This window comes from Rhodopirellula sp. UBA1907 (assembly GCF_002337565.1).
Classification (GTDB): Bacteria; Planctomycetota; Planctomycetia; order Pirellulales; family Pirellulaceae; genus Rhodopirellula; species Rhodopirellula europaea.
In genome coordinates, this window is sequence record NZ_DDGH01000094.1 from 302,019 (window position 1) to 325,356 (window position 23,338).

Annotated in this window: 17 protein-coding genes and 1 tRNA gene; 8 read left to right on the forward strand and 10 right to left on the reverse strand. The window is 57.1% G+C overall.

The genetic code is table 11. The annotated features are described in order from the left end of the window. The 5 genes from B2R17_RS22775 to B2R17_RS22795 form a co-directional block, all read left to right on the forward strand. A partial coding sequence (locus tag B2R17_RS22775) for a hypothetical protein (RefSeq protein ID WP_286765807.1) occupies window positions 1-366 on the forward strand: 366 nt, incomplete at its 5' end. Further along, entirely contained in the window at window positions 359-1,522 is a 1,164-nt protein-coding gene (locus B2R17_RS22780) for a hypothetical protein (RefSeq protein WP_286765808.1), read from the forward strand. The genes B2R17_RS22775 and B2R17_RS22780, both read left to right, overlap by 8 nt. Before the next feature lie 257 nt (window positions 1,523-1,779). Then, window positions 1,780-2,082 (forward strand): helix-turn-helix domain-containing protein, encoded by a 303-nt coding sequence (locus B2R17_RS22785; RefSeq protein WP_286765809.1) that lies wholly within the window; start codon window positions 1,780-1,782, stop codon window positions 2,080-2,082. 778 nt (window positions 2,083-2,860) lie between these two features. Next, on the forward strand, window positions 2,861-5,803 hold the full coding sequence (locus B2R17_RS22790; protein WP_286765810.1) for a hypothetical protein: 2,943 nt from the start codon (window positions 2,861-2,863) through the stop codon (window positions 5,801-5,803). A gap of 297 nt (window positions 5,804-6,100) precedes the next feature. Further along, window positions 6,101-7,414: a tyrosine-type recombinase/integrase gene (locus B2R17_RS22795; protein ID WP_286765811.1), complete on the forward strand. Its 1,314-nt coding sequence runs from the start codon at window positions 6,101-6,103 to the stop codon at window positions 7,412-7,414. Here the strand turns inward: B2R17_RS22795 and B2R17_RS22800 are convergent. From B2R17_RS22800 to aroA, 10 genes are all read right to left on the reverse strand, one after another. After that, window positions 7,390-7,461, reverse strand: a tRNA-Gln gene (locus B2R17_RS22800). The genes B2R17_RS22795 and B2R17_RS22800 overlap by 25 nt on opposite strands. 156 nt (window positions 7,462-7,617) lie before the next feature. Then, window positions 7,618-9,540 carry a BBP7 family outer membrane beta-barrel protein gene (locus tag B2R17_RS22805; RefSeq protein ID WP_286765812.1) on the reverse strand — a complete coding sequence of 641 codons (1,923 nt, stop codon included), beginning with the start codon at window positions 9,538-9,540 and terminating at the stop codon, window positions 7,618-7,620. Window positions 9,541-9,896: 356 nt separating this feature from the next. Further along, window positions 9,897-11,429, reverse strand: coding sequence for an anti-sigma factor family protein (locus tag B2R17_RS22810; RefSeq protein WP_286765813.1), 1,533 nt, complete (start codon window positions 11,427-11,429; stop codon window positions 9,897-9,899). Beyond that, window positions 11,426-12,136, reverse strand: a complete 711-nt coding sequence (locus B2R17_RS22815; protein WP_339886644.1) for an RNA polymerase sigma factor — start codon at window positions 12,134-12,136, stop codon at window positions 11,426-11,428. The genes B2R17_RS22810 and B2R17_RS22815 overlap by 4 nt, the downstream gene beginning before the upstream one ends. A 173-nt stretch (window positions 12,137-12,309) precedes the next feature. Further along, on the reverse strand, window positions 12,310-14,700 hold the full coding sequence (locus B2R17_RS22820; protein ID WP_286765832.1) for a protein kinase domain-containing protein: 2,391 nt from the start codon (window positions 14,698-14,700) through the stop codon (window positions 12,310-12,312). Between the two features lie 522 nt (window positions 14,701-15,222). Then, complete coding sequence (locus B2R17_RS22825) at window positions 15,223-16,212, reverse strand: ParB/RepB/Spo0J family partition protein (RefSeq protein ID WP_008654155.1); 990 nt, start codon at window positions 16,210-16,212, stop codon at window positions 15,223-15,225. Continuing rightward, on the reverse strand, window positions 16,205-16,951 hold the full coding sequence (locus B2R17_RS22830) for a ParA family protein (protein ID WP_081605557.1): 747 nt from the start codon (window positions 16,949-16,951) through the stop codon (window positions 16,205-16,207). The genes B2R17_RS22825 and B2R17_RS22830 overlap by 8 nt, the downstream gene beginning before the upstream one ends. Before the next feature lie 485 nt (window positions 16,952-17,436). Continuing rightward, a complete protein-coding gene (locus B2R17_RS22835) occupies window positions 17,437-18,267 on the reverse strand; it encodes a hypothetical protein (protein ID WP_286765815.1) in 831 nt (276 codons plus the stop codon). A 314-nt stretch (window positions 18,268-18,581) separates the two neighbouring features. After that, on the reverse strand, window positions 18,582-19,331 hold the full coding sequence (locus B2R17_RS22840; RefSeq protein ID WP_414707393.1) for an N-formylglutamate amidohydrolase: 750 nt from the start codon (window positions 19,329-19,331) through the stop codon (window positions 18,582-18,584). Window positions 19,332-19,358: 27 nt separating this feature from the next. Further along, window positions 19,359-20,786 (reverse strand): 3-phosphoshikimate 1-carboxyvinyltransferase, encoded by a 1,428-nt coding sequence (aroA, locus tag B2R17_RS22845; RefSeq protein ID WP_286765817.1) that lies wholly within the window; start codon window positions 20,784-20,786, stop codon window positions 19,359-19,361. A gap of 81 nt (window positions 20,787-20,867) precedes the next feature. Between aroA and B2R17_RS22850 the strand changes: the two genes are divergently transcribed. The 3 genes from B2R17_RS22850 (at window position 20,868) to B2R17_RS22860 (ending at window position 22,925) form a co-directional block, all read left to right on the forward strand. Beyond that, window positions 20,868-21,083: a hypothetical protein gene (locus B2R17_RS22850; protein WP_286765818.1), complete on the forward strand. Its 216-nt coding sequence runs from the start codon at window positions 20,868-20,870 to the stop codon at window positions 21,081-21,083. A 372-nt stretch (window positions 21,084-21,455) separates the two neighbouring features. Continuing rightward, window positions 21,456-21,926, forward strand: a complete 471-nt coding sequence (locus B2R17_RS22855) for a hypothetical protein (protein WP_008654136.1) — start codon at window positions 21,456-21,458, stop codon at window positions 21,924-21,926. Window positions 21,927-21,962: 36 nt separating this feature from the next. Beyond that, a complete protein-coding gene (locus B2R17_RS22860) occupies window positions 21,963-22,925 on the forward strand; it encodes a UPF0104 family protein (protein ID WP_008654134.1) in 963 nt (320 codons plus the stop codon). Window positions 22,926-23,338 lie beyond the last annotated feature (413 nt).

Here is a 23,338-nt window from a genome sequence, read left to right on the forward strand (position 1 = left end):
GGCAACGTTGGGCAACTGTCGCAGCATCGCTATTTGCTGTCGGAGGAGGTGCATCAAATGCCACATGATCCTTCCCGGCGGCTTCGTCAACTGCAGCGTGTTCTAATCGTCATCGAACTGCTCGGGCCGCTTCGCTACGGGGCGACGATCAACGAGCTGATCTCGGAAGTCCGTCACGCTGATGGCGAATTTTGCACTCGAACAATCGAGCGTGATTTGGACGCGTTACAACAACTCGGACTCGTGCAGCGAGAGCGGCTTGGGCACCGGCTGAAGCTCGATCGGTGGAAGCTGACGGCCTACTCATCGAGAGCGTCGCGGCTGAACGAGATCGCGGAACACCGCGCTGAGTGGATGGTTGGTTGACGGCCTTCCCGCAGGCCAAGAAGATGACGATCCACGCGGTTTGATCACCGTGTTTTTGCCGCCGATTGATCCCGGTGGTTTCTGCTCGTTGCTCGCTTCAGTATCCATGCACTGGGGCGAGCGGCGGGCTTTCTTTGTTTGCATGGAACCGATGAGCATCAAGTTATTTCAGAGCGAGCTGCGGCGGATCAGTTCGCAGCAGCATTCACTAGCAATGCCACTGCCAGTGAAGTTGCTCGAGCGTTTGCCGTTCAGCATTAAGGCCGAGTCGCTGCTTGAGAATCTTCGCCGACTGTTGGAGTCATCACCAACAAATGAATGGGACTTGGAGTTCTCGGGAGTCAAGCTTGGCATTGATGATCTCATTCTGACGATCGACGAGGACAAGGAAAACTTCGCTTACAGTGGGGAGCTGATTTGGTCCAACGATCGACGGAAACGGGTGTATGAAATGTCTGGCTTTCCCGAGGGATGCCGATTGCTCAAAAAACACTACTCGAAGTTTCTCGATGAATACCAAAGGCATGGGTTCGTCCGTCCGGGCTACTACCGGAACCATGATGACGGATTACGTAGGGCGGCAAACAATTTCAGCCAGTTCTCATCAATGGCCGTTGCCCGAGCACTCCAGGTACCCATCCATGAAGGCAGGCGATTGCTCGAACTCGAGAGAATGAGTCGCTTGCCGGGCAGCTCCGAGGATCTGGAGCAAGCTATTGAATCTGGGCTCATGAGTTTGCTGAGACGCCTCGAGGTTTCGCAGGCTGAGCATCGGCAGATTCTAGAAGCGGCTTTTTCAGGCGAAGGACACTCGTCTGAAGCTAAGGGGCCGGCCAGCGACAACTTGATGCTGAAGAACGTTGCAACGTGGCTTGATGCTCCGAGAGCATTAAACGGGCCTGCAACCAGTGATCAGGTTCGGTTTGTCAAATTTCTTCTGAACTCAGGTGGCCGATGCACTCCGGAAGCACTCTCAGTCGGTGGAGAATTCGACTACGCGGACGCGAAGGATGGCTGCAGGAAAATGGCGAAACGAATCAACATCGAATTGAAAGAGCACGGATGGCCATTTCGAATCGCCCCGAGCGACAGGGGAGAAGTCGCGATCATCCCCGCTGAAGATAGCATCCTCAAAGCGTCCCCCAATAGTCCCTGACCCGTCGCTGGCCAGCATGCAACATTGGCTCCTCACCCGTAGTTGATTTCGCTTCTCGTTCGCTCGGAGAGGAAAGATGAGGAAAACGATGCCAAAGCGTGGCCCGCTGTCCTGCATCCCGCAGCCAGAAATTATCAAATGCAGACTCAAGAAGGTTCTCGAGGAAGCCAGGCAGCTGCAAATCCTCCTGGAGACTTCGGAGAGGATTGCGGCAGCCAACGAAATTCCGCAGAGCTCAAATGCCAACGAGCTGCAGAATGCCTGACCTTCTCATTCGCGACACCGATCGCGAACAGCTAGTGAGCGATATCGCCGCGGAGGTCATGCGTATGCTCGCCCCCGAGCTGCAGAAGATGGCCGGCCAGTCGCGACAGTCGCAATCGGCGACCACGCCGCAGCTGGTAGGCGCCGCCGAAATGGCCCGAATTGCAAATGTCAGCGAGTCGACCGTCGCGCGTATGGTCGCAGCGAAAAAGATCCCATCAAGCAAGGTGTTGGGGGCGCGGCGATTCGATCCTGCGGCCGTGTTGTCGGCGATGACCGAGGGAGTCGCCACATGATCGACCCAGGCCGGCATTGCGGTGGTCGCGATTGCCAGAGGCCCCATTTAACGAGAAACGTCTGATCAGCCGCGGCATGCACTGATCAGACGTTTCTCGGTTTCATGTTCGCGGCGCGGAGGCGATAGAGGCGACGCGAGCGATTCAAGGACCTATCTATGATTGCACTTGCACGGGAATTTTCAAGCCTTGGCGCACAACCTTCGTGGTGGCCAGGCTACACCGTCGCGGACGAGGCGTTGTGCCAGCCCACGTTTTTGACCGGCGAGAGGGAGCGTTTCTTGGCGGAAGCCTCGATTCTCATTCGTCGATCGCCACATGAAGTCCGCCGGTGGAATCGCACCGCCGCCTACACCGGGCCAGGCGCAGCGCTCGCGCGGTGGGTATGTGCGGAGGCTACGTACACAGTCCCGATCGAGATGACGCCAGGGGAGTGGCTGTCTCGCGTGGCCGCGTGGCATGCCCGGCACCATCGCCGGTCAACCTCAGTGATGCCGCCTACGCCATGGGACGATGACCCGCGGTGTGACGTGCATTCCTCGATAGCCCAATTTGCGATCGTCGCCGGCTCGTTGATTCCTCCGGGGTACGAGGTCGAAGCATGACAGCCACCTTCGATCTCGAAACGTCGTCAGAATTGGATTCATCACCTTCCCGCATGCCAGCAACAACCAATCGCAGACGCTCACCAACATGGATCAGCGACTTATCATCGGCAGCATGCGGCCGCGGTCGTGAAATCTGCGAAGCACTACAGATAGAACATGTTGATGATGCCTTGTCCAAGCGAAAGTTTTGTTTGCCCGGGTCTGATTCACCAAAAGCAAAAATCAATGATCCTGAAAAGGGTTGCGGGCAATGTGACGCGACCGATCAAAAGTGGTCGGATTGGATCGCATTTGCCCAGGTCGTTCGCGGCGATGAGCGAATGGCCGACGCGGCTGAGTTTGTCGCTGGTGTCATCGGCCACGCTGTTGGACGAGCAAGCAAGTCGTCGACTTTCACGGCTAAAGATGGCGACAAGACGAAAGGCCGTAGCAACGCGAAGACATCAAAAAAGGCCGGCGGGAAGGTGGACCTCCCGAAATCGCTGACGTTGTATCCATGGAGCCTGATTAATGCCGCGCCGTTCCTTGAGCGTTTCGGCTGCCCTGATGTCCGCGCGGCTTCGGACCGTCTTCGTGATGCGGGCCTTCAGATTGGCGACCTGCGCCACAAAGTTGCATCTTCTCCCGACCGATGGGAAACCGCTCGTGTCCTCGTTTATCCAGTTTGGGGTCAGGGTGGATCCGAGGCTGGGCCAGTCAATTGGATCGTTGAGCGAGTCGATAGCCAGAAGTTGTTTGCCTGGAGCAGCGGGCAACCAGATCCTGGCAATCCGCGTCCCAAAAGGAAGGTCATCGGCGGCAATAGTCGCGGTCTGATCGGTGATATTCGACAAATCGATTCGTTGCTGAACGGCACCCTTCCCGCTCGCCTTTCAATCAAGACCGAAGGCATCAGTGATTGGATGACCGCCGTTCTTCGCGACGACATCCCGCCCGACTCATTCATTCTGACCAATCCATTCGGCGCGAGAGATTCACGCCAATCCTGGGAGCAAGAACGTTGGTCCTTCGACCTGTTTGCTGATCGCGAGTTGTGGGTAATCCATGATGCTGACGCTGCTGGCCAGGTTGGTTCAGTTGGCGAGTCGCACGCGTCGGGCAAAGTAACCCCCGGCTGGTGCCAACGTTTCGCAGAGGCAGGAGCACAATGTCGAAACGTCAAACTTCCATTCCCGACCGAAAAGTCACACGGCCCGGACCTGCGAGACTTCTTTCGAGGCGGCGGGACGTTTGCTGACCTGGCTGAACGTGCAGCGAAGTCATCATTGATCCAGCCGCTCACCGATATCGAAAATAGTGAGCCCAGCCGCAAGAAGATAATTTGGACCACCGATGAAAAGAAGCTCGTCCAATCTTCAATTGCAGCGCTCGCCAAATCGCCGAGCATTTACCAGCGGGGTGGCAAACTCTTCGATGTAACCACGGACGACCACCCGTTGAACAGGGACGAGCTCACCTTGCAGGTGCGACGGTTGCCGACAGCTCATCTTCGGACTGAGCTTTCATCGCTTGCCGAGTTCGTCGTCGAAAACGAAGGTGGAGAGACACGTCCAAAAACATTGACGGACTCGTTGTGCAAGCAGATTGACAAATTCGCGAGCTACCCGGGCGTCAGAAAGCTGGATGGTGTCGCGGAGTTTCCGTTTCTGCGACCAGACGGTTCTGTTTGCAGCGAGCCAGGATACGATTCGGCGACGCGGACCTACCTCGAGACGAGCCTGCGGGTGGAGGTGCCTGACAAGCCCACCCGCGATGATGCATTGAGGTCAGCTGAAAGACTGCTCGATTTAGTTCGCGACTTCGAATTCAAAGAAGAGCACCATCGATCCGCATGGCTTGCCGGTTTGCTCACATTGTTCGCCAAGCCAGCCATTCGCGGGTGTTGTCCGTTGTTCATATTCGAGGCGTCATCTGCTGGATCTGGCAAGACACGACTTGTCGACTTGATATCTACGATCGCAACCGGTCGGTCGATGACGCGAAACCCCTGGCCGTCGAAAGATGAAGAGGTTTGCAAGTCAGTCACGTCGATTGTCACGAGTGGGATTCCCATGGTGCTGTTCGACAACTGCAAGACTGTTCTGGGCGGTCAGTCAATCGAAGCTCTTGGGACCGCCGAAACGTGGAAGGCGAGGATCCTGGGCAAATCCGAGGAGACTCCCGAAATGCCGATTCGACAAACGTTCTTTTTCTCCGCAAATAACGCATTGGTCAGTTCCGACATCGCACGCCGCGGTTGCTTTGTGAGACTGGAGCCGTCCGTCGAAAACCCGGATCTTCGGGACGATTTCAAATACAACGACCTCCTTGGACATGCCGCAAAGCATCGCGCTCAACTTGCGAGTGACGTGTTTATTATCCTTCGGGCATTTCTTCTTTCCGGTGCCCAGCCGACGATTCAACGTTGGGGAAGTTTCGAAGCTTGGTCGAAACTAATCCGAGGTTCGATCGAGTGGCTCTCGCTACCAGATCCGATCGCCGGGACGATCAGCGTCAAAGCAGACACGCACGCGTCCGACGTTTTCCCTGATCTCATCGCTGGGCTACTGGAGGCTGATTTGGATGAAGGCTCGGAAATCAGGGCTGCGGATATCCACGAGCTGATCCAAGTCCACAACGGTTACGGCGACTACGTCCACCGGCGCTTGCGAGATGCAATCCTTTCTCTGCTGGGCGACAGGAAATGCACGACGCGAAGAATTGGCATGGCGTTGAAAGTATTCGACGGAAGAATTTTGAACGGGCAAAAATTTTCGTCATCAAGAAATGCCAACAACACCACCGCTTGGACCATTCGGCCAGTTGGTCGCCGGAACTCAGGAACGTCAGGAACCTCTGGGGGTCAGAGTGAGATTTTATTGAATGAGTATATGGGTAGTGCGACGGGCGCCAGCAATCCTGCGACGACGCCAAATAGTTCCAGTCGTTCCGGAGTTCCGGCGAACTGCTCACCCAGCTGCAGCGAATCGGACCAGGTGGAGAAAAAATTCGGTTCAGAAATAAAAGTTGTTTGCGGACGATGCGGAAGATTTTTTGGACGCAAGAAAAAACTCGCTGAACGACCGGAGCAGGAAGCAGACGACGGGGCGGCGAAGGAAAAGCTATTCGATTGAATGGCTTCGGGGGCCGGCTAATGCATCCAGTGACTCGAGATCAGGACAGCTAGAAACTCATGTTGCCCCTTACGAGTGCCGCAATCCCTTCTCGTCCAATAGCTTGCGTTGAATCCGCTGGTACCACCTTCCCACCAAGCCATCAGAAACCACTTCAAAATTAGATTTTTTGACGCGAAAGAAAAAAATTCTATCGTTCACGCATCGCGATCGGACGTTTTGTCCGTGCGCTGGCTGCCCGTGGCCTGCCGTCGCGATGCTTCTCTTCCAGCGGGCACAGAAAAGAGAATCGACCGCATGGCCTCAATCATCACGCGTGCGAACGGCAATCGCGAAATCCGTTTCTTCATCCGAAAGGGCGTACGAAAGAGCTACTATCCGGGAAAGGTGACGAAGAAGCAGGCCGAATCCATTGGCCGGAAACTGGAGGAGCTCGCGTTTTGCGCGCGGCACAATCAGACGCCGGATCTGGAGCTCTCTGCCTGGCTGCTGGCGCTCGACGGAAAGGACCATGCAAAGCTCGTCAGCTGGGAACTCGTCAAACCCAGGGCGTCCGAAAAGGACGAACAGCCAGAGCTGCTCACGCTGGCCACCTGGATTGAGACGTACATCGGCAAGGGCAATCGCAAGCCAGGGACGATCGAGCAGCTTGAGCGTGCCGGGACGAACTTGACAACGTTCTTCGGCAAAGACAAGCCAATCAACCAGATCAGCCCGGGAGACGCTGAGGACTATCGGGTGTGGCTGCAGACCGAGGCAAAATCGGTGGCCGCTGGCAAGGATCCTGAAGGCCTCGCTCACAACACAGTCCGTCGCCGAATCGGGAGGGCCAAAGAGATATTCAGCGGTGCGGTCAAACATCGCCACATCGATGCGAACCCGTTTCACGACGAGGTAGCGGCCGTTGGTACCAACGTCGAAAGACAGGCGTTTATTCCTCAGGACTGGATTGAGCGTTGTATCAAGGTGGCTCCTTGCGAAGACTGGCGAATCATCCTGGCGTTTGCTCGCTACGCTGGGATGCGATCGCACGAGACGAGGATCCAGCGATGGGATGACATCGACATCCCGAACCGCCGCATGGTGGTCCGCAGCCACAAGACTCCACCTACGCGTGTTTGCCCGATTGGGCCGGAGCTACTGCCACACCTGATGCGAGCACGTGAGATGGCGCCGGCGGGGGCGGAGTTCGTTCAAACCAGGTACCGAGCCGACAGCAACGTGGGCACAACGTTGACGAAGATCGTCGAACGGGCGGGGCTGGCGCCATGGCCGAAGCTGCTTCAGAACTTACGAGCGTCTCGTGAAACAGAGTTGCTTGCTCGATTCCCTGCGAAAGACGTCGCCGCCTGGTTGGGCAACAGCGTTCCAGTGGCAATGAAGCACTACGCCATGGCAACGCAGGCCAGCTTCGATCGGGCCATCAACGAGAGCTGTGGTGTCGTACACCAGATTGCACACCAGTCAGGGACGCTCACCGACTGTCAGGAGCATTTACACCACGACTTACACCAGACGGACGATTTGGAAAGTGCTGCAAAAGACGTGATTTGCGGCCTTCTGACTGTCGCTGACAGTCCTGTCAGCTACCCCGCTAGGACTCGAACCTAGAATGGCTGGACCAAAACCAGCTGTGTTGCCAATTACACCACGGGGTAGTGGGTGCGACTGAGTGGGAAGTTTAGCACGCGTTGCTTGGTTGCTAAAGAGGAGTCTGGCCGATTCCAGCGGGTTCGCTGCGGAATTTTTTTCGGCCGTTCGAACGCACCGATTTTGCCGAGTTTCTCTTGAATTCCACCCGCGTTTTCACCCACTCAGAACGGATGGAAGACTCCAAATGTGATCCCGTGTGCCAACAAATCGTTGTACGTTCCGGTGGCATTCGGTCGGCGACTGCCCTCGAATCCCCCGATCGTCAGATCACTTTGGTTCAGCAATGGATCAATCTGCTCAGCAGCCCGCAGCACGCGGCTGAGATACAAGAACTGGTATCCGATCGTCACGTCCCAGTCATTCCAAAAGTGACGAGTCACCGACAACTGAATCTCGGGAGCCACAGACAACTCGTCGAATTCTCGCACCCCTGAATTGGTGGATCGAACCAGCAACCCTGTGTTCGATCGGCTGGTGATGACACCGCCACCAGCCTGTGGTTCGGTGCTGACCGACGCTCCCGATGCCGCCACGCTGCTGTGCGTCACGCCGATTCCCAATTGCACGGCCGTGTTGAACGACCAGACGGGGCCCGACGTTGTTGAACGAATTCCCATCGTCGCACCATGGAAACGGTTTTCGACCGAAAAATCATCAGTCTGTTCCAACAACGAACCTGCCTGCATGCCTCCGCCGTCGACGAGTGCCCGGCGCTCATCATGGATGGTCAACCGGTCGTCAAGTTGCAGGAATCGGTAGCCGATAAACGATTCCATTTGCCGCCCACGTTGGTTGATCAACAGAGCTCGCACCAATGCGTCGGCCCCGCCAAACTCGGTTGATGAGTCAACGGAAATGCTGCCCCGCAAATCGTTGTTGAATTGAATTATGTCTGCTGCTTCGCCATTGTCGGTGCCACCGGGTGTGACGTCGACAAAGGGACGAGCCAAGATGGAATACTGCGAACCATCCGCGAAAAATTGGCTGGAGATGTCTTCCGAGAAAAGGATCGATCCGGAAATTGCCAGGCCCGTGTCGCCGAGATAGCGACCGACTTCAAAACGTCCGGCGGAGCGTCCATCGTCATTTAGCATTCCGCCATACAACGTCTGAGTCCCAACTTGTCCGATTTCACCCGCGTCGTCCCGAGCCGTTCCGGCGCGACCGGTGGTCACCAAGGACGGTGCATTTTGCCCGTCGACAAAGAGATGCATGTAGTCCGCACGGATCCAAAGATCGTGCAGCGGATCCGAAAGGGCATAGGCGAGAACTCGAATGCGGGCGTCAATTCGTTCGTCACAGGCACCCACGCAACCGCCACCGCATTCATCGCAGGCGGTCGAGTGACCTTGAGAGCCGCCTTCCATCAAAATGCTTTCGCCTTCGATGTAGGTCTCGCCCATCTCGCCAACATAGTTTCCTTGATCATCCATCCACTCGCCATCAACAACGACTCCGTCGACCATTTCGCCGTCGACCGAGTGTGGCACGAAACGATTCATCGGAGCTTGCGCCGTTCGCGCGGGCACCGACAATGTTCCGGGTAGTGGCTGGCCGACTCGCACCGGGGCAGGTTGTGAGCCGTAGTAGTATTCGCCTTCTTGCAGTTCGCTGCTGATCGGGTTCCCGTCCGCGTCCAAGATTTCGACGCTGGTCACTTCACCCGGCGTTTCGAAATGAGGCAAACCATCGGTGCCCGGGACGACAACGCGACCGTCGGCGGGCAGCTTCACGCGAGAAGATCGGACGCCGCCCGCGTCAATGTGCTGGACCTGAGCCACGGTCAGATTGCCGTCGTCTTCGTGCGAATCGTCAAACGCAGCGTGCTTGGGTTTGGTCAGCTGACGCTTCACGGGAATCCGTCGCGGCGAGTTGCCCGTCGATGCGGAGGCCTTTGTCGACTTGGTTGCCGGTTGTGTTTGATGGGCCGGATCGGCTTTGCCTTTGATCTCGGCCTCCGACTTCATTCCGAATCGAATGGGAAACGGGAAGAAATTGGACTTCGATTTCTCAGCGGCTTCTTGAGCCAGACTGATGCTCGATGACATCGCGAAAGGGATGACCATGCATGCGCACAGCAACATGCTTGCGGGTCCAAATCGTCGTCGAATCGTGTTGTCGTTCATGTGCTATCCGGCCTTCCGAGGCTCCGAGCGGAACCGTGAATTGCGAAGCGATTGCGGAGCGTCAGCGGCAATCGCTGGTGCGTCGGCTTTCGAGGTAGCAAACTTGAGCCGAAAAGATCAAGTCGGAAAGAAAATCGCGTGCGTGAGTTTCACGCGAGATGGGTGCAATTGACGTGGTGGACGAGACCACGGAGCCCTGAGCACGAGGAGCGCGGTGGCAGAGGACACGAATTGTTAAGCAGGGGACTCGTGGCCTTGTCCGCTACCGAAATAGCACGGGACTCGTTGCCTCGTCCACTACCGAAGTGGTGAAGCTAGGGACGAAGGAGGCGGTCGCGGACCTCTCCGGGTGGCAGCAGGTCCAACACTTCCTTTTGGTCCGCGGAGGCTTCTTGGTAGGCCTGTTGCAAAGTTTTCAATTCGGCATCCGGACGACCACGACGTCGCAAGGCTTCCTCAGCCCAGTCACGGATCACCATTGATCGGAACCACGCGTTAGCCGAAACAGTCCGCAGTAACTCCAAGTCATCCTGTGGCAACATGATTTCAATTTTGTGCAACTCGCTCAGCGACAATGGAGGCGATTCGGGACCGCGACGTTTGTCTCGCGAGCTATGACGTCGACGCGAATCACCGATGATCGAATGTGCGATGAAATGATAGGCAGTTGCTTTATCCGTCTCGCCGCGACCGTAGCGACGGAACCATTCCATCATTCGCATTGCCGCGGGCTCTTCGTCTTCGACACGTTGCTCGACAATTTGACGCATGGTGAAAGCGATCCGCTCGATCGTTTCATCGCTCAAGCCCTTCGCCGTCACTCGCCCGATGACGTTCATCGATTCACGAACACCCTCGTCGATCGCCAACTGGCGAGCTTCACCGGTTTGACTTTCGATCGATGCGAGCGTGTCGCGACTGAGTTGTTCTTTCCAACGTGAATACGCTCGCATTGTTGCCAGCAATTTCTGCGAGTCCTCCGCTTCGGCCACGCGTTTGGCTCGTTTTCGAGTTGTCTCACGTGCCTGAGGCGACAAGTTGTTGAACGTGTCCCAACGACGGTACGCGGTCGCACGCTGTTCGTCATCCAGATCCGAAATGGCTTCGAGCAGTTCGTCGGTCCCACCGTACTGGTCGACCAAACGTTCCAAGTCTTTCGTTGCCGAACGACTGGCCAGAGTCATCCAATCAGGCGACTGCTCGAGTTCTCGAATCAAATCCAAGTCGTCGGTGCTGGCATAAGCTTGGTGATCAATCGCGATCGGAAGGTCGGCAAGTTGCCGTGCGCGCGACATCGATTGCCAACGCCACGTCACCAATGCAGAAACGATCAATGCTAGGACACCAAAGACCGCGACGCGGCGCATCCACTTTCGTCTGCGTTGCTGGGGCAGGGCATCCAAACTGACACTGCCGTTGACGGGGCCGACTGGTTCCGTCCCCATCGAGGCTCGCGTGAGATCACGAACCACCATTTCCAAAGTCGTTTGAACAGAACGCTCATCGGCAACGGGTGCCGGAAGCACATCCAACATATCCCAACCGCGCTGCAGCCCTTGCAAACGAAGACGCAGCGACTCTTCGTTGATCAGGCGATCTTCGAGCTCAGCACGTTCTTTCCCCGATAGCTCACCATCCAGGTAAGCGACCAGTTGCTCGTCGTCACGATCCACTGGCATTTCGCGCAGCGTCGCGTCGTCGGCATTAAAGCCCTGATCGGATCGCGATTCGTTTTTGGTTGGGATTGCCATCGAAAGGGTTTTGTCACCCGAAGCGTGACCGGTGTCGTTGGAATTGGAATGGGACGAATTGGCTTTGTCGTCAAGCGAATGTTTCGGATCGTTCATGATGGATCCTCCTCGACAACTTCACCGGTGGGTTGTTTGGAGTTGTGATCGATTTTGATCGATGGAAGCGACATCGCTGGGTCAAACGTTCCACCGAGTTGTCCGGATTCGATGTACGGCGTCAAAGCTTCTTTCAAACTGACGCGAGCACGACTGAGCAGCGACTTCACGGCCTTGGTGCTCAGGCCCATCGTTTCGGCGATTTCGACGTAGCTCATGTTTTCAAACCGAGACAGGATCAACGCCATCCGCTGACGCTCGTTGAGCGACGCCACCGCCGAACGAACGATGGCCGCTCGTTCGTCGCCTTCGACTTGGCGAGTTGGCATCAAACCGCTGCTATCAACCGCGGTCACCGCCAAAAACGGAGCATCGTCTGAGTCATCTGAACCACGTTGCGAATCGACTTCGCTGGTTTCATGTCTTCGCGATGCGGTCCGTTTTGAATTGCGAGCCACGTTGCCCGCGATCGTGAACAACCAAGTCGAGAACTTTGCACCGGGCGTGTAACTTTGGCGAGCTCGATAGACACGCAAAAATGTTTCTTGGGCCAAGTCCTCAGCCAGTCCCCCTCGCGGTGCCAAGTGTTGCATCAATCGAACCAATCTCGCTTGGTAACGACGAACCAATTCCTCAAACGCGCCCGCATCGTCCTCTTTCACGCGCAGCATCAACCGCACATCGGGATCAGATTGCGTGTAACGCAAGACGGTGGATTGAGTCGGCGATGTCAGGGCACTGAAGGGGGAGGAAAAAGGGCAGGGTGGGTCAGCAAAACAAAAGTGTGTTCCGGTTCGGCGGGAAACCAGTTTTCAGCATAGCGGAACACGAGCGTGGATTTTCCGGCGAAGCAACGTTGTCGACGGCCGGCATGACTGAATCAGCCACCGCTCGCAGCGACGTGTTGCAAGATGCCGTAGATCTCGATCACGTTGTCGTCCGCATCAAACACCGGATTCCCTCGCGTGAACAGCTTTCGATATTTGCCTTGGTCGTCACGATACCGAAACTTCAACTGATACGAAGTCCCTTGGGTTACGCTGCGTTCAATGGCGATCTGAAGCGATTCGCGATCGTCGGGGTGAATCGACGCGACGAAATCGTTGTAATCCGGCGCCCCGCGACGCACGTCTCGCCCGGTCAACCGAAACGCTTCTTCAGACCAATGAATCACTTGCGTTTGCAAGGTGAACGACCAACTACCTAACCCCGCCAAACGCTGAAGGTCTCGCAATCGCCGGCGGGAATATTCCAATTCGTGCTCCGCGGCCTTGCGAGCGGAAATGTCGCGAACGGTCGACAACAGCATCTCTTCGCCGGCCAATTGAACCGTCCGAGAACTGATCAGAACGTCGATCAGACCTTTCACTTCATTTCGATCCCGCGGGCGATCGTCGCAGATCGGATTCGCCAACTTGGTTTGCTTGGGCACGAACTGGGTTTCGAAATTGTCGATCTGACCTTCGCGGGCCAATTGATCGATGAACTTTTCACGAGCCTTCGGGCACGCCCAAATGGTCAGCGAAGTCATCTTTTTGCCGACCACTTCTTCTTTTTCGTAGCCCAACAATTCCAAGCAAGCCGTGTTGGCTTCCATCACCACGCCGTCGGACCATCGGATCAGCAGACCCGCGTCGGGCGAATGCGTGAACAATGTCGAGTACTTCGCTTGGCTCTCGCGAACCCGTTCTCGGCGATCGCGTTGCTTGCGAACCCGCGCGGCCGCTTCGCTGTCGGATTGCCCCGCGGATTCGTACAGAACCAACGCCAAATCCAAGTCACCTTGAGCGGTGGCGGTGCGTGCGAATTCCAATTGAGTGCTGCGAAGCGTGTCGATCGCTCGGCGGTTGTCCGGCCAAATCTCGATGGCTTCGCGAAGCAAAGCATCGACGGCCGCGAAACGCTCGTAGCGATCGGCTCGTAATCCAGACGTTCCCTTATCTTTGTTGGTGTCTTCCACCGAATCGAGTTCGTCCAGTTCAGCCAGGCGACGTTTCGCTCTTCGCACCAATCGATCACTGGCTTCGTGCGAACGGTGACCTTCGATCGCTTCGATCAATTCCTCCACCGAAGTGAACCGATCCAATGGTTCGGTCGCCATCGCCTTCAGTGCGATCTGGATCAATTCCAACTCGGTGTCGCCGAGGTTCTCTGGAATGGGTTCGATCTTGTTGTTCGCCGCCGCGCGAATGCAAGCCAGCAGGCTCTTGCCGTGATGTGGCGGGAAACCCGTGACGACACGAAACAGGATCGCACCGAGAAGATAGATGTCGGTGGCGTAGGTGATGCCAAACAGATCACCCGCTGCCAGTTCCGGTGCCATGTAGGCGGGCGTGCCACCAATCGCGTGATGCGAATCGGTGCTGGCCACCGCGGACGACGGCGTCAAAGAAGACTTGCTGAGAGCCAACCCCCAGTCGGCCACCAAGACTTCGCCGAAGCGACCGAGCATCACGTTCTCGGGCTTCAAATCGCGATGGACGAGTCCTCGCGAATGGGCGTAACGAATCGCATCGGCAACTCGCAGCAAAATATTGAGGTTTTTTTCCAAAGAAAGCGTATCAATTTGCTGGTCCCAACTCGCTCCATCGACACGCTTCATCGAATAGAAGAGCTGACCTTCGTCATTGATGCAAAGATCATGCAGCGCGATCACGTTGGGGTGATCCAGCGCACCGATCACCCGGGCCTCCGCCAAGAACCGCCCACGCGAAGACGCGTCGGCCGCGAGCTCACGTCGGAGCACCTTGATTGCAACCTCGCGATCGATCGCACGCTGGTGAGCTTGATAGACGATCCCGGTGCCACCACTGCCAAGTGTTCCGATCAATCGGTACTCGACATCTTTCAGCGACACGCAGTCGGCCTTGGTTGGGTCCGAGCTCAACATCGCAATCCGACGAGGCGGCAAGAAGCCTTCGCACTTCGCCAGCGCTGATTGACCATCCGTGGGACTGCCCGCCAACGAATTGCCGTCGGCCTGCGGAGCATCATCTTCGGCCCCGACGCTGCTGGGGGCTTCGATCGTCTGGGACAACTCCTCACTGGAATCGCCTGCGCCGGCCGTCCGCGGTGAAGTCAGAATGTGTGGATTCTGAGCCCAGCTGGGATGCTGTAACACACCGGCGGTCGATCCACCATTTGCGATCGCATCGAGCGAAAGCGTCAGGGTCTGCGAATCGGTAGGCATCTCTGCCAAACGGTTTGCCAGAGCGGCGTCGACTTCAATTGTTTCAATCAGGCTGGACATCAACACGTCCGAAGAGGGCATCACCCGCGAAAATGCCGGCCACATCGCCGATAATTCGCGCATCTGATTTTAGACGGCGGGGTACCGCCCACGTAGGCCCAAGAGCAGAATTCACCCTGGCATCGCCCGGAATTCAGCCCGCAAGGCCCGATCAGTTTGCCTGGACGGCTCGACCGCTCGGGGGAGCGCAAACCCACGCCACATTCGTCCACCCGGTACGTTGGGCTTCCAAGCCTGACGAAGCAACCGCTCTAATTCAAATTGACCTGGCTCCCCTCGCTTCGAGGTCGCGCCGTTTTGCTTCACACTCCCTCTGGGAGGGTGAAGTAAAGCTGCACGGCCGCCTTCGCGGAGATTGGAGACTGGTTGTGTTGCTGGTGCTCGTCGGGCTTGGAAGCCCAACCTACGGAACCGAGGCGCCAACCCAAACGAGAACTCGACGGGCGCATGAAAGAACCGACGTGGTGACAGACTGAATCTGCGACACCACGCCGGCCAGGTGATTCTTCGATGGCTCAGCGAATTCCGCTCAGCCGATTTTGATCAGCCCGCAACGCGAAGCTGTGGGCGATTGACGCCGCCGAGCAAGCCGCGAATTCGTTCGAACTCTTCCGCGTCGCTGAAATGAATCGTGATCTTCCCGCGGCTGCGAGCCGAGGCTTTGATCTCGACCTTGGTGCCGAACACCATCCGCATCTCTTGCTGCATCGCTTCGATGTGCGGAGGAACAGGTTTGCGTTTTTGACGCGAGACGTTGGTGACTTTCAATCCGGTGTCGCTGTCTTCTTCTGCACGCAGCAATTCAGCAACGCCGGTCTCGGTCTTGCGAACGCTCCAACCTTCTTCCAGGATCTTCTTGGCTGTTGCAACTTGCACTTCCACTTCGCCGATTGGCAACAGTGCCCGAGCGTGTCCTGCGGTCAATTCGCCACTGGTCACCATCTCAACGATTGGCTGTGGCAACTCCAACAAACGCATCAGGTTGGCGATCGTGCTTCGGTCGATGCTCAAGCGGCGAGCCAGATCGTCTTGCTTGCACTTGTGCTCATCGATGTAGCGTTTGAACGACATCGCTTTTTCGATCGCGTTCAAGTCCTTGCGTTGCAAGTTCTCGATGATGGCAAGCTCAGCGACCAAGCGATCGTCGGCTTCGCGAACTTCGGCGCGGATCGTTTTCAAGCCAGCGTGAATGGTCGCACGCAGGCGACGTTCGCCGCTGATCAGTTGGTAGCGACCGTCAACGATGCGAACCAAGATTGGTTGCAGCTGCTGATGGTTCTTGATCGATTCTGCCAGCGAAGCGATCTCGTCGGGATTGAATTCCCGGCGTGGCTGGAACGGGTTGGCTTCGACCGAATCAATCGGCAACTCGAGCGATTGGATGCCAGGTTTAGGAGCGTCGTTGGTTTCGCCAGGAGGAACGATGTCGTCCATTGGCTCACCCAACAATGCTGCCAAGCCTTTTCCAAGGCGGCGGTCTTTGCCAGCGGGTGCTTTACTGGTGTTCGTTGGATTGGTTGTCGCGTTAGTCACGTTGCAGTACCTCCATGCACAGTTGGGTATAAGCGAACGCGCCGCGACTTCGCGGGGCGTACTGGAAAACGGTTTGGCCGTGGCTGGGGGCTTCGCACAGTGCGACGTCCCGAGGCACAACACTTTCGAAAACGATGTCGCCAAAGAAGTCACGGACCTCTTCGTCAACCTCACGGGTCAATTCAAGTGATTCGTCGTACATCGTCAGCAGGATGCCGCCAAAGGTCAGACGACCATCGGTGGCGGTGATGACTTTCTTGATCGTTCCAATCAGTTGTGTGACGCCGACCATTGCGAAGTACTCGCACTGAATCGGAATCAACACTTCGGTGCTGGCGGTCAAAGCCGTTTCGGTCATGGCACCCGCACTGGGCGGGCAATCGATCAAGATGTATTCGTACTCGCTCATCACACTGTCGAGATGTTTGCGAACCCGAGCGGTCGAACGATCGCCGGTTTCTGCAAGCAAGTCAGCGTCATGGAAAGAACGACTACCGGGCAACAACCCAAGATGCTGCACATCGGTTTCGACGATCGAATCAGGAAGCGATTCGGTTCCCGTCAATCCGTGATGTGCGGCGGGCGATTGGCCCAAAGCCGACGTGGCGTTGCATTGTGGGTCTATGTCGACCAACAAGGTTTTCTTGCCAGACATGGCCAGGGCGGCGGAGAGGTTGACCGATGTGGTGGTCTTCCCAACGCCTCCTTTCTGGTTCACGACTGACAAGATCTTCGCCACGTTGAATGCGTCCGAGATGGATGAATCACATTGCCGGCAATTCCGTTTGCCGGCCGACCAAGGAACTCCTTGGACAAGCGGGAAACTAGGTGAAACAAAGCTCGCGAAACAAGACTGGTTTCATAAGAAACCGGCCTTGACTTGCCATGCGTGTTTGTGCCTGCGCGAGTTTCGTGTGAAATTGGGCGAGCGACATAGCCTCAGGGAAGCTGAGTTTGACCGTTGGCCAAAGCGAGGGTGTGCTTTCCTCGTCCTGGGGCGTTGCCCCAGGCTAGGTTGAAAGAGGCCGTTGGCCATTCACGCAAGCAACGCCCCACTCGATCCTCGCTCACCCGGCTGTTGATTTAATGAGCCGTACCGCGTTAGCGGCGGTTAGTCAAACGCCAACCGGGGCCAACGCCCATCGGCTAATTGTTGTCATTCGGTATACGACTAAACCAACAGGCTGTCACACCTCGGGCTACCAAGCGACCGGAAAAACCGACTCAGTCGGGCTGGCGGATCCAGTGACGTTGCCGTTCCATCACGCTGGGTGCGGGCGGCATCGCGGGCATTTCGACTTCCGGAATTCGGAAGGAACGCGTCCGAGGCGGCTCCTGAGGCGATGGCGAACTTCGCAATTCCATCGTTGGCGGACGCAGAACTTGCTGCCGCGTATCCGGCCTCATCCGAGATTCAGGAGCGGAACTGGCCAACTGAGCCGGTGTCGACTCTTCGCGAACAGCCGGGCTGGACGCCAGATTTGCTGAGGCGGTTGCCGGGGATTGTGCAGCGACTTGTGCCTCGCTCGGCGGCGACGCCCCGTGAACGCGAGCTTCGGCCTTGCCGATCGGCGGCATCGACTGACGTGGCAACGGGTTCGAAGGAGATCCCGACAACGCATTGAATCGCTGGTCCGGGAAGTGGGGATTGCTCAGAGGAACCGCCAAATCGTTGTAAGTCAGCGGCAAACGACCGTCTCGACGTGGACGTGCGGGCTGGTGCGACGGGATGGCGTCCGGTCCAGTTGCGGCGAAAGCTTCAGACCTCGCCGGAGCGGCAAAACCTTGGCTGGGCGGGTCCGGCAGATATTGGTTGGGCCAACCGTTCGATTGCGAACGACCGGAAGCCGATTCCGGTTGGCCGGCCAGCGAAGGCTCCGTGTCCCAGGGCGGATTGAGAGGAGCAGACGTAGCGATCGCGAAAGGAGCCGACGTGGGGCCGGTTGCCAACGCGTTGGGATCAGAAGACTCAGGGTGAACCGCGTCGCGACGAAAAGGAATCGCGGCGAGTAAGCCGCCGACAACGATGATCGTGCCGAGGGTGAGATTTCGCATGTGGAGGACTCGAAGGCTGGGGGAAAAGAACATTCCAGCTTCGTCCATGAAATGGCACCGTCGATCGCTTCATGCGGGTGCCTATCGAGTTGATCGGCAACGGAAGTCACTCATCACGCAAGAATTTGTTCCGCAACGGACGACCGATTCAAACGAAAAGGTCACGGGCGGATAGGTTCGGCAACCGGAACAAGCCGACTCCCAAACCCTGTAGCTCGGTGGTCCTCCACGGAGATTTACCTGTTTTGTTCAGTGCTCGTCTCGGTGGGGGACCACCGAGCTACAGGTTGATTGTGGACAGGTTGATAGTCGACTCAGGCGGCTTGAGGAGTGGCTTCCGGCGTCACTTCTCGAATCGCGTTTGCGAGGACTCGCAGGACCTCGCGTCGACGACGGACCGGACGAGCGGCCCAGGCTCGATTGAGCACAACCTCCACGCCCAGGTAATGCACGTCGTAAAAGTGCTTTCGCATTGCTTTGGTGAGCGAATCGTTGGTCCCGCGGCCAGGATGATTTCGGCGGACGCGAAGATCGGGCATCGCGAAATACAGCTCGTCAGACAAATCCAGACACCAATCGAGTTCGTCCGCACGCCCGGGATCGTAAAGCAAACCCACGTCGCCGCGCTGCCATTGCCCCGAAGCGGAACGAGCGGCGAAGCTGCGAATGGACAGATGAACGACGTAGGGGAATTCCAGCAGCATGCCGCTCACCCGGCGTCGCACCGCATCCCGGTACGGTGTGCGAATCTCCGACAAAATTGATTTGCGTACCTTCGCAGGCAGCTTCCGAACCGCGGGCGGAAAAAGATTGCGGTGGTGGACCGACCGGCCGACATCCACCAAGTCAGCCCGGAACGGGTTTGCTATCAAATCACACTCCGCGTGCTCGGCAATGATTCGAGCGGCGAAATGGGCGTCTCGATCAACCAACGGCAGCGACAATCGCGATGACGGCGACGAGATGACCGCATCGACGCCGGAGGACGTGTCTTTCCAACCGGCGTGTGCCAAAGGCTCGCGCAGTGATTCTGGGATCCGGTCGCCTCCGGAGTCGCAGGTCACTAAGAGAGCCATCTCTGTTCTCCCGGTTTATTCCGCCGTCCAGTGGTGCGCTCGGCCGATTAGCTGTTCCAGATCCGACCAATAGTTCGGATACGTCTTGCCGGTGCAGGCAGGGTTTTCGATCTCGATTCCGCCCAGTCGCAATCCGGCCAAGGAAAAGCTCATCGCCATTCGGTGGTCATGGTACGTATCCAGGCGTACTGGATTGTCTTCGCTGACGGCGGGCTCGCTCAGCGGATGAATCGTCATCCCGTCGTCATGTTCTTGGATCGTCGCCCCAAGCTTGCGAAGCTCGCAGGCCAAATCACCAATGCGGTCGGTCTCTTTGAATCGATTGTGAGCGACGCCGCGGACACGCGTTGGTGAATTCGCGAACAACGCCACCATCGCCAGAGTCTGCACCGTGTCGCTGATCGCATTCATATCGACATCAACGCCGCGAAGCTGGCCGCCGGGCAAATCCGTCGCGATCACTCGGATGGAATCATCGCCTTCTTCGATCTGGCAGCCCATCATCTCCAGGACATCAACAAATGCGACGTCGCCCTGGGTCGCGGCTCGGCTGAGCCCCTTCACTGTAACGTCACCGCCGGAGATTGCCGCAGCCGCCCAGAAATAGCTGGCCGCCGAAGCATCTGGTTCAATCGACCAACCGATCGCGTCGTAGTCGCCCGAAATCTGAACCAGGACATCGCCCTGCGTAGCTACATCGCTCTGGGCAGCTACATCGCTCTGGGCAGCCATTGGCCATTGCAACTCGACCGACGCACCAAAGACCTGCATCGCATCGGCGGTCATCTCAACGTAGGGACGTGAGACCAACTCGCCGACGACTCGGATCTTGACGGGCTGATTTGATCGACGACTCGCCAGTGGTGCAGCCATCATCAATCCGCTGAGATATTGACTGCTGACGCTGCCGGCAACGTTCAGCTCGTGTTTGGCCCAACCCGAGGTTTGAATGTGAACGGGAGGACAACCGCCTTCGGAGACAGCTTCGATGCGACCTTCAACGACTGGCGAAAGAGCATCGACCAAGTCTCCGATCGGACGCTCGTGCATTCGGGGGACACCCGACAGAACGTAGTTGCCGCCCAGAGCTGACAGGGCGGCGGTCAAGAATCGAACCGTCGTTCCGCTGTTGGCAATATAGAGGTCAAACGGCGAATCTGATTTCGGTGCGGACTGGACGCCGGTGACCACGAGGGTTCGTCCGGCATCTCGCGACTCGATGTCGACGCCAATCTTGCGGAGCGAATCCGTCATGACGTGGGTGTCTTCGCTGACCAAGGCACCTTCAAGCTGGCTGGTGCCGCGACCAAACGCTGCCATCAACAGGGCTCGGTTGGTCAGACTCTTGCTTCCGGGAGGCCGAATGGAACCGCAGACTGGACCACCGGGAATGACTCGGACGGTGGCGATTGCGTCGGACGGTGATTCGGTGGTCGAGTTCATGAACCGGCTAGAGTCGGGTGTTCAGGTGAGGACGAAGTCCGGGGTGGATGCTGCCCAGGAATCCAAAGGGATCCAACAATCATGACCGCCAAGGTCACCGTGTGGATCAACCAAGTCGGTTCGCTGGTGGTCACGGTATGGGCCGTGATCACGCTCATCATAACCAATGATGCCAAAAAACGCCGTTCAGCACGACGGGCCGCAGCTCCCACGGACAATTTACTGACCATCAACATGATCAATGCGATCAAGGGCAATCCGATGGCACTGGTGGCGGTCGCCAAAAAAATCAACTGAGGCATCACTGGCATCCTGCGTGAAGCGGAACAAAAAGAAGAGACCGGTTGAGAGCGTTCCTTGCTCGCCGGGAACGCTCTTGTCACATGTTTGCCCCGGTTCGTGGAAGAGCGAACTTGAGCGGAACTTCAAAATTTTTGCCGGAAAATTTGGACCGACCGAAATAATCGACAAAAACTCCCCAAATTACCTCACCCGAAATCTGCCCGATTCCGATAGGGATGGTGGAGGGTTTTGTGCCCAGACGTTTTCGCAAACCGCTTGCCAATCGTCGAGCTCAAGCCCCGGGAAATGGATGCCGGAAGCAATTGTTTCCGTTCGCCCGTCTTCCCACCCGTCACAACCTCCCCCCTTTCACCTCTCCGAACCCACATGTCCGCTCGAAGAACCGCCTCTGCCGTTTTTTCGCTGATCTTGCTGGTCACGCTGGTGGTCCCATCAACCGGCTGCCGCTTGTGCGGTGATTGCGATATGGATGCCTATCCAGCTTATGGCGGAGCTTGGGAAAGAACGCTTCGAGAAACGGGGCGGGTCGGCAGTGTCTTCGATCCCGGTGGCGTGCGAGCGGCTGATATCGAGGCCCGGACCGATCCGGAAGCCGCCGATCGCCGAATCCGCGCCCAATCGCGGTACGACAACGACGGCTCATCCGATTCGGGTGAAGATCGTCAAAAGAAGTCCGACGACGAGCAACGGAAGCTTGACGAAGAGACTCGCGGCAACGACAAAACGCCGGAACAAGAGAAGGCAGACCTCGAGGAACTGGAAAAACGTCTGGAGGGCCTGAATCTGCAAGACATCCGCTACGTCGAACCACGCGAAAACCAATCGGATTGGAACTAGCAAGCTTCGGCGGCTCCTAAAACAAAGCCCCTGTGCGTGAAATTCGATCCCCGCAAGCTCGTCGGCCCGTTCATGGCATTGCTGCTGTTCGGCTTGGCCGTCCGGCTGCTGATCGGCGAAGCCCAAAAAGTGTCGTGGGATGACTTCGTCGCTGGATTGACCGGCGTTCCCACCGCCTACCTGATCATCGCGACATTCCTGGTGGCCCTGAACTACGGCCTGCTGATTTGCTACGACATATTGGCACTCCGATATGTCTGTCGCCCGCTTCCACTCCGGCGAGTCTCGTTGGTCGCGTTTCTTGGCTATGCCTTGGGAAACAACCTGGGAACGTTGCTCGCCGCCGCCCCGATCCGCTATCGGTTCTATCACCGTTGGGGACTGACTCACCGGCAAATCGTTGCCCTGATGAGCGTTCTGGCATTGACGTTCTGGTCAGGTGTCTGCGTGCTGGGCGGAGTCGTCCTGGTTCTTCACCCGATCGAACTACCCGCCAAGTTTGACCTGCCGTTTGGAGTGCGAACGCTGGGCGCGATTCTGCTTTCGATTGCCGTCTTTTACGCGATCATTTGCTTGGTTTGGCACAAACCATGGCCGATCGGAAAATTGCATCTGCGTCCGCCAAGCCTGGGACTTGCGACCGCGCAAGCCTCCGTTGCGATCGTTGACCTGACAATCTCAGCCACGGCGCTCTACTTGGTGATGCCCGGTGACGCGGTTGTCCCATTTCCAACCGTTTTGGCAGCGTATTTGGTTGGAATCACAGTGTCGCTGATCACGCAGGTTCCCGGCGGACTGGGAGTCCTCGAACTGATCCTTTGGACGCTTCTGGCAGACACGGTCGGAAAACCCGTCATCGCATCCGTTCTCATCTTTCGCGTTATCTATTACATTTTGCCGTTATTGGTTGGAATGGTCGTCTTGGTTGCTCATGAGATCTACAGCGGGGCGATGGAAGCTCGTCACGATGCGGAAGCGTTTGATTCCACCACCACCTAACCGTTCCGACTTTGCGGTTAGGATTGTAAATCGAGTCAAAATCTAGCCACCACAGCAACCAAATTGCCGGTTTGCTGCGTAGAACGTTGCGGTAAAATAGATGCGGACACGGAGCACGCTTGAGCATTCACTATGCGTTTGCATCTCGTCATTGTGAATGAACACTATTCGAGCGATCAAACGAGCGAGTCCTGTACTCGCCGCTACGCTGCTTCTGCCCACCTCAATCGCCCCTTCCTTGCCCTGAACCACAAGGCCGAACGATGCCACTGCTCTCCAAGCCTCTTTGGAAACACTTTTTTGGACTCGCAGTTGCGGGCGGCTTCGTTTTCGCGGTCGCCGGATGCGGTGATCCAATGGCATCGACCCAGGCCAACGACGCTCCGGTGGTGAAGTCTTCTGACACCGAAGCA